Origin of the sequence: Desulfohalobium retbaense DSM 5692, from assembly GCF_000024325.1 — a bacterium.
Lineage (GTDB): Bacteria > Desulfobacterota > Desulfovibrionia > Desulfovibrionales > Desulfohalobiaceae > Desulfohalobium > Desulfohalobium retbaense.
In genome coordinates this window covers 1,260,224-1,272,527 of record NC_013223.1, presented here as the reverse complement: position 1 = coordinate 1,272,527, position 12,304 = coordinate 1,260,224, and the positions used below count along the sequence as shown (strand labels likewise).

General features: G+C 59.5%; 11 protein-coding genes. 8 read left to right on the top strand and 3 right to left on the bottom strand.

Annotated features, from left to right (window positions below):
* Positions 1-38: 38 nt before the first annotated feature.
* From DRET_RS05415 to ispH, 3 genes are all read left to right on the top strand, one after another.
* Entirely contained in the window at positions 39-776 is a 738-nt protein-coding gene (locus tag DRET_RS05415; RefSeq protein WP_015751519.1) for a tRNA lysidine(34) synthetase, read from the top strand.
* A 73-nt stretch (positions 777-849) separates the two neighbouring features.
* Positions 850-1,836 carry a tRNA dihydrouridine synthase gene (locus DRET_RS05410; protein WP_015751518.1) on the top strand — a complete coding sequence of 329 codons (987 nt, stop codon included), beginning with the start codon at positions 850-852 and terminating at the stop codon, positions 1,834-1,836.
* Between the two features lie 76 nt (positions 1,837-1,912).
* The gene (gene ispH / locus DRET_RS05405; RefSeq protein WP_015751517.1) at positions 1,913-2,764 is read left to right on the top strand and encodes a 4-hydroxy-3-methylbut-2-enyl diphosphate reductase; all 852 of its coding nucleotides are present in this window, start codon (positions 1,913-1,915) and stop codon (positions 2,762-2,764) included.
* 106 nt (positions 2,765-2,870) lie between these two features.
* Here ispH and hypE read toward each other — a convergent pair whose 3' ends face one another.
* Positions 2,871-3,881, bottom strand: coding sequence for a hydrogenase expression/formation protein HypE (hypE, locus tag DRET_RS05400; protein ID WP_015751516.1), 1,011 nt, complete (start codon positions 3,879-3,881; stop codon positions 2,871-2,873).
* A gap of 162 nt (positions 3,882-4,043) precedes the next feature.
* Positions 4,044-5,132, bottom strand: coding sequence for a hydrogenase formation protein HypD (hypD, locus tag DRET_RS05395; RefSeq protein WP_015751515.1), 1,089 nt, complete (start codon positions 5,130-5,132; stop codon positions 4,044-4,046).
* Positions 5,133-5,566: 434 nt separating this feature from the next.
* Between hypD and DRET_RS05390 the strand changes: the two genes are divergently transcribed.
* From DRET_RS05390 to carA, 5 genes are all read left to right on the top strand, one after another.
* Positions 5,567-6,178 (top strand): HDIG domain-containing metalloprotein, encoded by a 612-nt coding sequence (locus DRET_RS05390; RefSeq protein ID WP_015751514.1) that lies wholly within the window; start codon positions 5,567-5,569, stop codon positions 6,176-6,178.
* Positions 6,135-7,043 (top strand): D-alanine--D-alanine ligase family protein, encoded by a 909-nt coding sequence (locus tag DRET_RS05385; protein WP_015751513.1) that lies wholly within the window; start codon positions 6,135-6,137, stop codon positions 7,041-7,043. Before DRET_RS05390 ends, DRET_RS05385 begins: the two co-directional genes overlap by 44 nt.
* Positions 7,044-7,218: 175 nt before the next feature.
* Entirely contained in the window at positions 7,219-8,508 is a 1,290-nt protein-coding gene (locus DRET_RS05380; protein ID WP_015751512.1) for a 3-deoxy-D-manno-octulosonic acid transferase, read from the top strand.
* The gene (gene kdsB, locus DRET_RS05375; RefSeq protein WP_041282335.1) at positions 8,505-9,245 is read left to right on the top strand and encodes a 3-deoxy-manno-octulosonate cytidylyltransferase; all 741 of its coding nucleotides are present in this window, start codon (positions 8,505-8,507) and stop codon (positions 9,243-9,245) included. Before DRET_RS05380 ends, kdsB begins: the two co-directional genes overlap by 4 nt.
* On the top strand, positions 9,246-10,355 hold the full coding sequence (gene carA, locus DRET_RS05370) for a glutamine-hydrolyzing carbamoyl-phosphate synthase small subunit (RefSeq protein WP_015751510.1): 1,110 nt from the start codon (positions 9,246-9,248) through the stop codon (positions 10,353-10,355). It begins immediately after the preceding gene.
* A 131-nt stretch (positions 10,356-10,486) separates the two neighbouring features.
* Here carA and ltrA read toward each other — a convergent pair whose 3' ends face one another.
* The gene (gene ltrA / locus DRET_RS05365; RefSeq protein WP_244147940.1) at positions 10,487-11,719 is read right to left on the bottom strand and encodes a group II intron reverse transcriptase/maturase; all 1,233 of its coding nucleotides are present in this window, start codon (positions 11,717-11,719) and stop codon (positions 10,487-10,489) included.
* Between the last annotated feature and the right edge of the window lie 585 nt (positions 11,720-12,304).

Sequence of the window (12,304 nt, the reverse complement as noted above, 5' to 3'; positions counted from 1 at the left end):
ACTAATTCCCGGCAGCGGGACGTCAAGGGGCGAAAACAATGTTGGATCGCAAAAAACTGAGCTACGTCCAGAAATCATGCATCGGCAAGGCCGGGAAACTCATGCACTCGGCTGGCATGCTCTGGCCGGGGGCCCGGTTGGGCATCGCTTTCTCCGGCGGGGTCGACAGCTGGGCCCTCTTGAAAATATTAAGCATTTACCGCAAGCGACTCCCCTTTCCCATTGAAATGCTGGCCCTGCATATCAATCCTGGTTTTGAACCTGAGAACCATTTCCCACTGGCCGACTGGCTCCACAAGCACGGGATCCCCGGCCATCTGGAATGCCTGGACATCGGCCCTCGGGCCCACACTGCCGAAAATCGGACCAATTCGCCCTGCTTTTGGTGCAGCCTGCAACGCCGCAAGCGACTGTTTCAACTCTGCCAGGACTACAACCTCACCCACCTGGCTTTTGGCCACACCAGCGACGACCTGGTTAACACCTTTTTCATGAATCTGACCACCAACGGGCGCATTGAGGGTATGTACCCGAAAGAATCCTTCTTCCAGGGAACATTAGAAGTCATCCGCCCCCTGCTGTGGATCGATAAATTTCAGATCGAACGCGCCGCCCGGGCCTGGGAACTCCCTGTTGTGCCCAATCCCTGCCCATCGGCCCAGAACAGCCGGCGCGGTGAAGTGCAACAATGGCTTGAGACCCTGTGGGGGCAGGACAAACGGATTCGGAAAAATATTGTCAGCGCCCTGCGACGGTGGCAAAATTTCGAACCGTGATCCTGGCTCCTGCATTTCGACGGCACAGGACCATTTTGCTTTGTGACCACATGATGTGGTCAGCAGGTACACCATGACAAACGTTTCTGCGACGGGGCCCTCCCCGCTCCCCTTCGGGCCCCAGGCTCCGTGGCTGGCGCCGTTGGCCGGATTCACCGACCTGCCGTTTCGGCTCCTGTGCCGTGAAAACGGTGCTCGTGTGGCCCACACAGAAATGATCAGCGTCAAAGGGCTGATATACAACAGTCAGGGCACCTGGGACCTCCTGGCTACCGCCCCCGCCGACACGCCCCTGGTGGTCCAATTGTTCGGTGCAGATCCCGACTGTTTTGCGCAGCCGGTGCGCTGGCTCACTGAACGGGGATTTCACTGGATCGACCTCAATGCGGGATGTCCGGTGCGCAAGGTGATCAAGACCGGGGCCGGCGCCGCGCTTATGGAAGACCCGCAGCGCCTTGTACGCATCATGCAGACCATTGGCAGGGCCGCCCCGGTGCAGGCCGGGGTCAAACTCCGCCTCCCAGCGGACGGTAGCACAGACGGGTTACTCCGGTTACGCGACACTCTCGCACGTGCCGGGGTCAGTTGGATCACCTTGCACCCGCGCACGGCCAGACAGGGATATGGAGGATTGGCGCAGTGGAGTGCCTTGTCGCGAATGGCCGAGTCCAGCCCGGTACCCATCGTGGCCAGCGGCGATCTGTGGAACGCGCAAGCGGCCCGGCGATGCTTTGAGCAAACCGGTGTGGATGGGATCATGTTCGCCCGTGGCGCCCTGCACAATCCCCGGATCTTCAAAGCTGACCTCGCGACTGGAGCCGAGGAAGATCCCTGTACCGACACGGCTTCAATAGCCGCTCTGGTTCGACGACACGGCCAATTGTGCCGCCGCTATGATCCCAGCCGGAGCATGCTGCTGAAGATGCGCTCATTTATCCCGCGCTACGTCAAGGGATTTCCCGGCGCCAAACAGGCCCGGAAGGGAATTATCGCCTGCCAGGATTGGGAGGCCTTTGAACAATATGCCGATCAACTTGAAGAGGCCTTGGCCGGACAATGAGCGTATCGCTTCACCATCCCACGCTTTTGCTCCGGTTTTGGAACACATCTGACCCCTGCGGTTTGGAGGAGGTTGTATGACTGAAGTACTCCGCGCTGAAACAGCCGGTTTCTGCATGGGGGTCGATTTGGCCCTGCGCAAACTCAATTCCCAAGTCGAAGCCAAGGACACGAGCCCTATCTTCACCTTCGGTCCCATTATCCACAATCCGCAGGTCCTGGCCCATTATGCGGCCCGTGGAGTGACCGAATCCGAATCCCCGAGCACCATCCCGGCCCAGAGCCGAGCGGTCATCAGGGCCCACGGCATTCCCCGCTTGCTGGAGGACCAATTGCGCTCCAAGGGAGTCACTCTGGTCGATGCCACCTGTCCCAAGGTCAAAAAGGCCCAACTGCTGATCGAAAAACAGACCAAACAGGGGCGGCATCTTCTCTTGTTTGGCGAAAGCGATCATCCTGAAGTCAAAGGGTTGCTCAGTTACGCCGACGCGGAGGCCCTGGTCTTCGACTCCCTGCTCCAACTCCAGGGCAAGGACCTCGCTCCGGAAAAGCGCTATTTCCTCGCCTCCCAGACCACGCAGGACAGGGAGGAATTTCGGACCATCCGCGACTACCTGCTGGAACATGTCGATGCCTCCATGCCCATTTTCGACACCATCTGCGATGCGACACGCGAGCGGCAGGTGGAGGCCAAGCGGATCGCCAAACAGGTTGATTACATGATCGTCGTCGGGGGCTTGACCAGCGGCAACACCCGCCGCCTCGCTCAGGTCATCACCGCGCAGGGGACCCCCTGTGCCCATATCGAACAGGCCGATGAACTCCCGCTGCCTGCCCTGACTGGCGTCCAGCGCATCGGACTTACTGCCGGCGCCTCCACCCCCAAATATATCATCGACGCCGTGGAAAACCGTTTGCGGGAACTCTAGGCCACCTTGACGGTGCCGGTGGCCAAACCTTCAGGGCCCCGGTGGCGATGTTCGCCACCGGGGCCCTTTGTGCGCAGCGCACCCGGACACCACGAACGCCTGCGTATCAGCAAATCCTCGGTAATTGCTCTCCTTCAAGCATATCCAGCAAGCGTTTGCCGCCGATCGGGGTCTGCAAGACCACCTTTCCAGGATGGTCTTCGGTCACCGTGCCGACTCGGCAGGCCTGGCGGCCTTCGTCGTGGGAGCGAAGGCAAGCCAAGGCCGCATCCAAGCGATCTTCAGGGACAATGCAGATGGCCTTGCCCTCATTGGCCAGATACAAGGGGTCAAGTCCCAGAAACGAGCAACCGGAACGCACCGCATCCGAGACCGGAACCGCCTTTTCCTCTATCACGAATCCCAGATTGGATTGGAGTGCGATCTCGTTGAGTGTGGTCGCCAGGCCGCCGCGCGTCGGGTCGCGCAAGACATGGACTTCTCCCACCGATTCAACCAGATCAAGCAGCATATGATTGAGTGCGGCGCTATCGCTTTGCACCGGAGTCTCGAATTCCAGTCCCTGGCGCTGGCTTAAAATCGTCAGACCGTGGTCACCCATTGTCCCGGTCAGCAGGATCGCGTCGCCTGGGCGGGCCCTGTCGCCCTGGGGCGGGGAAGCCGTCTGGACCAGTCCCAACCCGGTCGTATTGATAAAAAGCTTATCCACAGCCCCTTTGGGGACGACCTTGGTGTCCCCGGTAACGATCTGGGCCCCGGCATGTCGGGACGCTTCAGCCATAGACCGAACCACGGCTTCCAAAGTGGAAAACGGCAATCCCTCTTCCACGATCATCGCGCAACTGAGATACATCGGCCGCGCCCCGAGCATGGCCACGTCATTGACCGTGCCGTGGATGGCAAGAGAGCCGATATCACCACCAGGAAAGAACAACGGGTCCACGGTAAAACTGTCGGTACTCACGGCAAGCGGTCCGCTGAGGTCCAGCATTGCCGCGTCATCCAGCCGGTTGAGGGTGGCATTGTCAAAATGTTTCAAAAAAAGTTCGCTGATAAGCCGCTGGGAGGCTTTGCCCCCGCTGCCGTAATCAAGGAGCACAGTATCTGGAAAGGACATAGCAGACTCGATGGTTGGCTGATGGTCAAGAAAGTCCCGTACTCTGGGAAAAGGGGGCCTCGGGTCGGAATCGCAGATCCTTGAGGCCCTCAAACGGGCGTCAGGCGGAATCGACCCACCTGCGGCACAATCCCAAGCCGGGAATATGGACTTGTTGTCGGGTTACAGACGGTATTTGTAGTAGGCGGCGCAACTGCCCTCGGTGGAGACCATGCACGGTCCCACAGCAGTGGCAGGAGTACACCGGGTCCCGAACAAGGGGCATTGCTCCGGACTCAGCTTGCCTTTGAGCACGTCCCCGCAACGGCACCCCGGCAAAGGCGGAACCTCGGGCCATTCAATGCCCAACACCTGACGGGCGTCGTGGTCCGCGAACGCAGAGCGGATCTCCAAACCGCTGCCCGGCAGTTCGCCAAGACCCCGCCACAGGGTGTCGCAGGGCGCGAAGACCTCCTCCATCAGGGCCATCGCTTTCGCATTGCCCTGGTCGCCCACCACTCGAGGATAGACATTGGCGATACTGGGCTCACCGGCTTCACGTTGACGCAAAAGTTCCTGAAGTCCGGCGAGGATATCCACCGGTTCAAATCCAGCCACCGCTCCGGGCGTCCTGTATTTTTCGGCCACAAAGGCATACGGTTGCGTCCCGATCACCGCGGAGACATGCCCTGGGAGCAAAAAGCCGTCAATGGCGCAGGCCGTGTCGTCCATCAAGGCCTGCAGGGCCGGAGGGACCAGTTTGTGCAGGCTCAGGACACTGAAATTGGACAGAGCGTCACGTTTGGCGGTCTTCAATGTGGCGGCCACAGTCGGAGCGGTCGTTTCAAACCCGATTCCCAAAAAAACGATATGTTTCCCGGGTCGGTCCTGGGCCAGTTGCAAAGCGTCAAACGGCGAATACACGACCTCGACCTGCGCCCCTTCGGCTTGAGCGGCCTTCAGACTGCGACCCTCAGGACCGGGAACGCGAAGCAGATCCCCAAATGTGGCCACAACGACACCGGGCTGTCTGGCGAGATCCAAAAAAGCCGCCACTTCGCGTTCGTGGGTTACACACACGGGACACCCCGGCCCGGACAAATGGGTCAAGTTGTCGGGGAGCAAAGAGCGAAGGCCGCTTTGAAAAATACTCACCGTATGCGTGCCGCACACTTCCATGAACCGGAAACCATCTCCGATCCGTTGCTGAAGATCCCGTACAAGCGCTTGGCACAATTGGGGATCGTGAAATTGTTTCAACAAGTACTCCACACCGGCTCCTCTTTGTATGCGGCCTTGAATTCAGACGTAGGGTTCATCCACCCCATCTCGCGGCGCAATCGCCTCCGATACAGGGGCAAACGAATTTCCCTTCCTGCCGGTTCGACGTCAGATGCAGCGTGACGATCCTGAACCCCTTCCGTCCAGGGCTCGCTCAACAGGTCACAGTTTACCGCCACCTTAAAACGCGTTTTTCCAGGCTGGAGGCGGCATTGCAGATTCGAGTTTCCCAGTTCGGGTGAACCCTCTGGATACTTTGCTTTTTGCCCCATGAATTGCTAAAGGTCTTCCCAGTTCCTGTCAATATAGGCGCGGCTCTTTCTTCGAAGCGCAGAACCGAGCCGCAAGCCGCCTTGGCCCCGGCCGTGCGGCCGGATGGGACTTGGCGTCCCTGCTACCCCCACACTTGTCCAGGCGAGTCTCCTATGGCCAACTACGGCACTGCATCCATACCATATCCCGGAGAGTCCCGGGGCGACGTGCCGAGCTTTGCGGCTTGCCAGCGCCTTTGGGAGCGCTACGAAATGCTGGACAACATCAAGGCCCACAGCCTGGTCGTCTCCGGCATAGCTGTCCAACTCGGCCAACTCGCCCGGGACAGGGGATGGGATGTTGACCAGCCGTGCCTGCAAGCAGCAGCACTTTTGCATGATCTGGGCAAAACCTACACCATCCGGCATGGTGGCAATCACTGCCAGGTCGGCGCGGCCTGGACTATGGAAGCAACAGGCAATCCAGCAATCGCTCAGGGCGTCATGCACCATGTCCACTGGCCCGGGCCTTTGGATCCAGAACGCTTTTTTCTCCCCTTAGCCGTGCTCTATGCCGACAAACGTGTCCGGCACGAGGAAATCGTTTCCGTGCGCGGGCGATTTGATGATATCCTCAAACGCTACGGGCATACCACGAGGCGGTGCGCGCTGATTGAAACGTCACGCACCCAGGCCCTGGAACTTGAGCACCAATTCAGTACAGCCATTGGAGTGGATCTTAATGCGTATCCTTTTGATAGCCGGGGGCTGGTCGAACGAGCGTGACGTCTCCATCAGCGGAGGCAAAGCCATCGCTGCGGCCCTGCGCGCCAACGGGCATGAAGTGCACTGGTTCGATCCCGCACAGGAATTCGCTGAGTTGCCCACAAAGGCACGCCAGAGCGATTTCGTGTTCATCAATCTCCACGGGGCGCCTGGTGAAGACGGCCTCATCCAGGCCATGCTGGATCGGCTCGGGTGCCCGTATCAAGGATCCGGTCCGGCCGGTTCCCTGCTGGCCCTGGACAAGACCGCAACCAAAACCTTATACGCCCAGGCCGGCCTTGCGACACCGGCGTGGGAACTGGTGACCTCCTGCCGAGAAGAGAATTGGCAGCCTGCCCTGCGTTTTCCGCTCTTTATCAAACCCAACCAGGGCGGCTCGAGTCTGGGCGTCCAACGCGTCTATTCCCAAAAGGAATTGCATCCCCAACTCTCCCAGCAGCTCCAGTTCAGTTCGGCCGTGCTTTTGGAAGAGGCTGTGACCGGCAAAGAGGTCACCTGTGCCGTGGTCGGCGAGCAGGCCTTGCCGTTGGTGCTCATTGAGCCGGGGGACGAAGCCGCCTTTTTCGATTACCACAGCAAATATACTCCAGAAGCCGCCCGGGAAATCTGCCCTGCCCCCCTGTCTGAGACCCTCACCGCCGCCATCCAGAAAGCGGCCCTGGAGGCCCATCGGATTTTAGGGCTTACCGGCTACAGCCGCACGGATTTCATTCTCGCCAACGGGACGGCCTTTGCGCTGGAGACCAACACCTTACCCGGCATGACCCCGACAAGCTTGCTCCCTCAGGCCGCCGCCGCCCGCGGACAAGATTTCAACGGCTTATTGGAGGAACTCATCCAGCTTGGCCTGAAACGGTTCTCGTGAACCTCCAGGCTCCTGCGATTTTATCGCCCTGCGCCCTGGATGCTGCCAACAGCATTGCCCGGTACCGACCCCCCTGCGGCGGGCATTTCGCCAGAACCGGCACGACACAGTTCCGAAAACCCCAATCCCCATGACCACCTTACACAGATTTCCAGCGGCAGGAGATACATCCGCCATGCGAGATGAAGCCAAACGATCCACAGCCTGGATGATCGGATATTCCATACTCTGGTTCGTCGCTCTCCCCTTTTTGGCCCTCCACCGGCGTCTGCGCTGTGGCTGGCGGCAACGTTTGCTGCTTCGCGCTCCCCGCATTCGCGCCGATGTCTGGATCCAGGCCGCTTCCGTCGGCGAAGCCCGACTGGCTCAGACCCTGGTAAGCGACCTTGCCCCTGAGCAGCCGTTGCACATTCTGGTTACCAGCTGCACCAAAGAAGGGCGCGAGATTCTGGACTCGACCCAGGTTCCTGGCCCAGTGGTCCTGCACACCGCCTATTTTCCTTTTGACCTGCCACTACTGATGGCCAAGGCCCTCGAGCGCTGGCGCCCCCGCTGTGTGCTGCTTTTAGAGACCGAACTCTGGCCCGGTCTGTTGTCCCAGTGCCGCCGGAAAGCCATTCCGGCGCACATCGTGAACGCCCGTATGGGACGCCGAACCCTGCCCCAATATCTGGCGCTCCAAAAACTCTGGCAATCGGCTGCTCCCGCGGCAGTGCATCCCATTAGCGACACCGATGCCCGCCGCTATGCCACTGTGTTTGGCTCCATTGCTTCCCGGACCATGTCGAACATCAAGTTCGACACCTGTCTGCCCGCAAACCCGCTCCCGTTTGTCCACAATCCCCTGGCCCGGTATTTCAAAGCCCAATCCCAGCTTCTGGTCCTGGGATCGTTGCGCCGCGAGGAGGAGGAAGATATTGAACTGTTGCTGCGCGAGGTCCTGGAGAAACGACCGCGGGCGCTGATCGCCCTCTTCCCCCGGCACTTGCAGCGTGTCGGTCCCTGGCAGGGACGACTTGACTCCCTGGGGCTGCCATGGATCCTGCGTAGCGAGATGACCGAGCCCCCCTCCCCGGGGACGGTCATTGTGTGGGACCGCCTTGGGGAATTGGAAGCCGCCTACGCCCTGGCGCGAGCGGTCTTTGTCGGTGGCAGTCTGGCACCTTTGGGGGGACAGAACTTCCTGGAGGCACTGGGCCAGGGGGTCACCCCGGTCATCGGGCCGTTCTGGGACAATTTTTCCTGGGTTGGCTCTGAAATATGTCAGACCGGACTGGTCTTCTGCGCCACGTCACGGCAGGAAGTGACCACCGAAATTCTGCAGAACATGAAACGCCCGCCTCAGCGGGAAAAAATATATGCGCGGTTCAAGAACTATATCGTCTCCCGGCAAGGCGGCACCGCCTATGCCCAGCAATTGCTGCTGGAGATGACCACACCGGCGACGGACACAACAAAGGGATAACCATGCCGCCTCGTTGTATCGGAATCATCCCGGCCCGATACGCTTCCTCCCGCTTTCCGGGCAAACCCCTGGCCCCTGTCCTGGGGCGCCCCATGTTCTGGCATGTCTATACCCGGGCCTGCCGTTGCCCTGAATTGTCCCAGGTCGTCCTGGCCACGGATGACGAGCGTATCGTGCACAGCGCTCAGAACGAAGGAGTTCCCGTGGTCATGACCCGTTCCGACCACCCCAGCGGGTCTGATCGAGTCCTGGAGGCGGCCGAACATTTGGGGCTTGACGAAGAAGACATCCTGGTGAACATCCAGGGTGATGAACCGGCCTTGGACCCGTCCATGCTTTCCGATGTGGTCCGCCCTTTCACTCAATCGGCGGTCCGTGTCGGAACCCTGGTCCGAGCTATAGCGGAAACAGAGGCCCGGGATCCCAACGTGGTCAAAGCCGTGACCGCCCCGGACGGGCGAGCGTTATACTTTTCCCGGGCACCGATTCCCTATCCCCGGGACAACGTGCCAGCGTATCTCGGTCATGTCGGCCTGTACGCCTACCGTCTGCTCAGCCTGAAACATTTCAGCTCCCTGGGGCCCAGCGCCCTGGAACAAAAAGAACACCTGGAACAACTCCGTTTTCTGGAAGCCGGCATTCCGATCCATACGGTACAGACAGCCTGCCGCTGCCACGGCGTGGATTGCCCGGACGACATCAAGCGGGTGGAACGTATCTTGAAGGAGAGTCAATAAATGCGCGCGATTTTAGCTTTGGAAGACGGCACCGTCTTTCACGGAACAAGTTTTACCGGCGACGGAGAGGCCACGGGGGAAGTCATCTTCAATACCGGCATGACCGGCTATCAGGAGATCCTGACCGACCCCTCCTATCACCGCCAGATGGTCTGCATGACCTACCCGCACATCGGGAACTACGGGATCAATCCGGAGGACATCGAATCCGACCGGATCCGGGTTGCAGCCTTCATAGTCAAGGAATGCTGCAAAGAACCCTCAAACTGGCGGGCCACCGAAACTCTGCCCAATTATCTTTCCCGGCAGGGAGTCATGGGCATCGAAGGGATCGACACCCGGGCCCTGACCCGCCATATCCGTCTCAATGGCGCCATGCGCGGCGTTATGACCACCACGGATGATCCAGCCACCGCCGTGGACAAGGCCCGGGCCATCCCGACCATGCAGGGGTTGAATCTGGCCGGCGACGTCAGTTGCCGGAGCCCGTTTTTCTGGACTGCCGACGGCCCGGTTGCAACCGACTGGGACTCCCTCCGTTGGCCCACTTCAGGTCCCAAGGTCGCCGTCTATGACTTTGGAGTAAAGTACAACATCCTCAGAGAACTGAGCTGCCAGGGGATACAGCCCCTTGTGGTCCCTGCGGACACCCCCGCGGCCCGAATCAGAGAACTCGGCGTTGACGGGGTTTTCCTCTCCAACGGCCCCGGCGATCCTGAGCCGGTGGAGCAGGCCATCGAGGCTATCCGGGACCTGGCTCAGGACACCCCCATCGGTGGCATCTGTCTGGGGCACCAGCTCCTGGCCCTGGCCCTGGGTGGACGCACCTACAAACTCAAATTCGGCCACCACGGCTGCAATCATCCGGTACAGGACAGCACCACCGGGGTGATTGAAATCTCCTCCCAAAACCACGGTTTTTGCGCCGATGTCTCCATGCTTGAAGACATCACCGCCACCCACGTCAATCTCAACGACCAGACCTTGGAAGGTTTCAGGCATCGGCACAAACCGCTGATGGCTGTGCAATACCACCCTGAAGCCGCTCCGGGGCCCAACGACGCCAAACCCTTCTTCCGGCGATTCGCGCAGATGCTCACGGTGCAATAACAATCAAGGCCGGCCCTGGTAACCAGGGCCGGCCTTGATAAAGACGCAATTGGCTCCGGTCGCGATAGGAACCGCCCTTTCGGGCGGCCCCCCGCACAGATCCCAGCGTGCGGAACTACCGCACTGGGCTCCTACCTCGGGTATTTAGCGTAGAAACGCTCGTTTGGATACGGATGCATGACTCTGGGTCTGGATATCCACCTTTTCACGATCGGACCGTAGCCCCTCCAGTTGATTCGCCGCTTCTGGCCCCGTCGCCGTAGCACCTTATACCAATAGCGGACGAGATCATCACGGAAGGCTCTCATAGCATCAAGATTTCCCGGAACAGCGTGGTATCTATAATAGCCGAGCAAAACGCGCTGCAGCCACTCACCTACGTCGTTGATGGGATCATGCATCCGGCTACGTAGAATCGTCTTAACCCTTTTCAGTGCCGCCCGTAGCCGTTTCTTCACCGTCTTGCGGCGCACGAGGAACCTCTTTCGTATCCTGGTTATCCCACACATATGGGTAAATCCCAGAAAATCGAATGTCTCCGGTTTGCCCTGTCCCCGTTTGCGCCGACTCTCGGTAGCAAATCGACCGAATTCGATAAGCCGGGTCTTTTCAGGATGCAGGGACAGGCCGAAACGATCTAGTCGTGCTTTGAGATCAGTGAGGAAGCGCTCTGCTTCGTGGCGGTACTGGAATCCCAAGACATAATCATCGGCATACCGCACGATGATTATGTCACCACGGGCGTGTCTTCGCCTGTGGTGTACCCATTGGTCCAGGACGTAATGGAGATAGATGTTCCCCAGAATCGGCGAGATCACCGCTCCTTGGGGAGTGCCCATACTTGTCTGGGACCATACACCGTCCTCCGATACCCCAACCCGGAGCCATTTGCGCACCAAGCGAAGTATCCGAGGATCGGCAATCCGGTGCTCAAGGAAACGGATCATCCATTCATGGGAGATGGTATCAAAGAATCCCTGAATGTCCGCATCAAGCACCCAGCTCACCTTCCTGTGGGTCAATCCGACATTTAGGGCGTCCAGGGCGTCATGCGCCCCTCGCCTTGGCCGGAACCCATAGGAAAAGCCGAGAAAATCCTCTTCGTAGATAGCTGAAAGCACCTTTCCAACTGCGTGCTGTACGATCTTGTCTTCCAGCGCCGCGATCCCAATTGGACGTTTGTGCCCATCGGGTTTCGGAATATGGATTCGCTTTGAGGGTTGTGCTCGATACGAACCCCTATGCACCCTCGCATGCAATTCTTTCAGCCTTTCGCGGAGGCCATCCTCATATTCTGCACAGGTGAGACCATCAACGCCCGGAGTTGCTTCTCGCTTCAGTTCGCGGAAACTTTGGCCGAGCATATCAATACTCACATGGTGCAAAAGCGCAGTGAACCGTGCATCCTTATCCTTGCGAGCCATATCTCGCACGCGTTGCAGTCCGATTGACGCAGCTGTCCGGCTCTGTGTCCGGACTGCGACCGCCTGCCTCGCGTTCCCCTTGGTTGGCCGCCTTCCCTCCACCGCCTCCGCAGACAGGCTTCCCATGCCCTTGTTCAACGGCTTTCCCGGTACTATGCAGCCATCCGACTTCCCAGAAACATGTTTGTCGGGCTTCTGGCCACCAGCCTTCCCCGACCGTCCATCTCCACCATCAGGAGAAGGAGTTCCCGGGACCTCCCGGTTCCCGCGCAAGGAGTTTCCGCACGTGCACAGGGTCTTCGACTGCGCGGGACCCTCGGACGGCTCGCGCATATCGCCATCCTTGGTGTTGCCTTCCGCTTGTCTTAACAGCGTCGGCGTCCCGGACCATTTTATTTCGCAGCTCAATGGCTGGCCCGTGCGTGCCCCTGTCAACGCTTCGCCGCCGACCTTACGGCCGTCAACGCATGACTCGGGGTCGGTGTGGGGCGCTAACCCTTCACCGTAAGGCTCTTTCATCCTCAA

Coding starts and splice junctions, on each gene's coding strand:
- DRET_RS05415 (WP_015751519.1), top strand. CDS start 39: ATGTTGGATCGCAAAAAACTGAGCTACGTCCAGAAATCATGCATCGGC.
- DRET_RS05410 (WP_015751518.1), top strand. CDS start 850: ATGACAAACGTTTCTGCGACGGGGCCCTCCCCGCTCCCCTTCGGGCCC.
- ispH (WP_015751517.1), top strand. CDS start 1,913: ATGACTGAAGTACTCCGCGCTGAAACAGCCGGTTTCTGCATGGGGGTC.
- hypE (WP_015751516.1), bottom strand. CDS start 3,881: ATGTCCTTTCCAGATACTGTGCTCCTTGATTACGGCAGCGGGGGCAAA.
- DRET_RS05390 (WP_015751514.1), top strand. CDS start 5,567: ATGGCCAACTACGGCACTGCATCCATACCATATCCCGGAGAGTCCCGG.
- DRET_RS05385 (WP_015751513.1), top strand. CDS start 6,135: ATGCGTATCCTTTTGATAGCCGGGGGCTGGTCGAACGAGCGTGACGTC.
- DRET_RS05380 (WP_015751512.1), top strand. CDS start 7,219: ATGCGAGATGAAGCCAAACGATCCACAGCCTGGATGATCGGATATTCC.
- carA (WP_015751510.1), top strand. CDS start 9,246: ATGCGCGCGATTTTAGCTTTGGAAGACGGCACCGTCTTTCACGGAACA.
- ltrA (WP_244147940.1), bottom strand. CDS start 11,719: ATGCTCGGCCAAAGTTTCCGCGAACTGAAGCGAGAAGCAACTCCGGGC.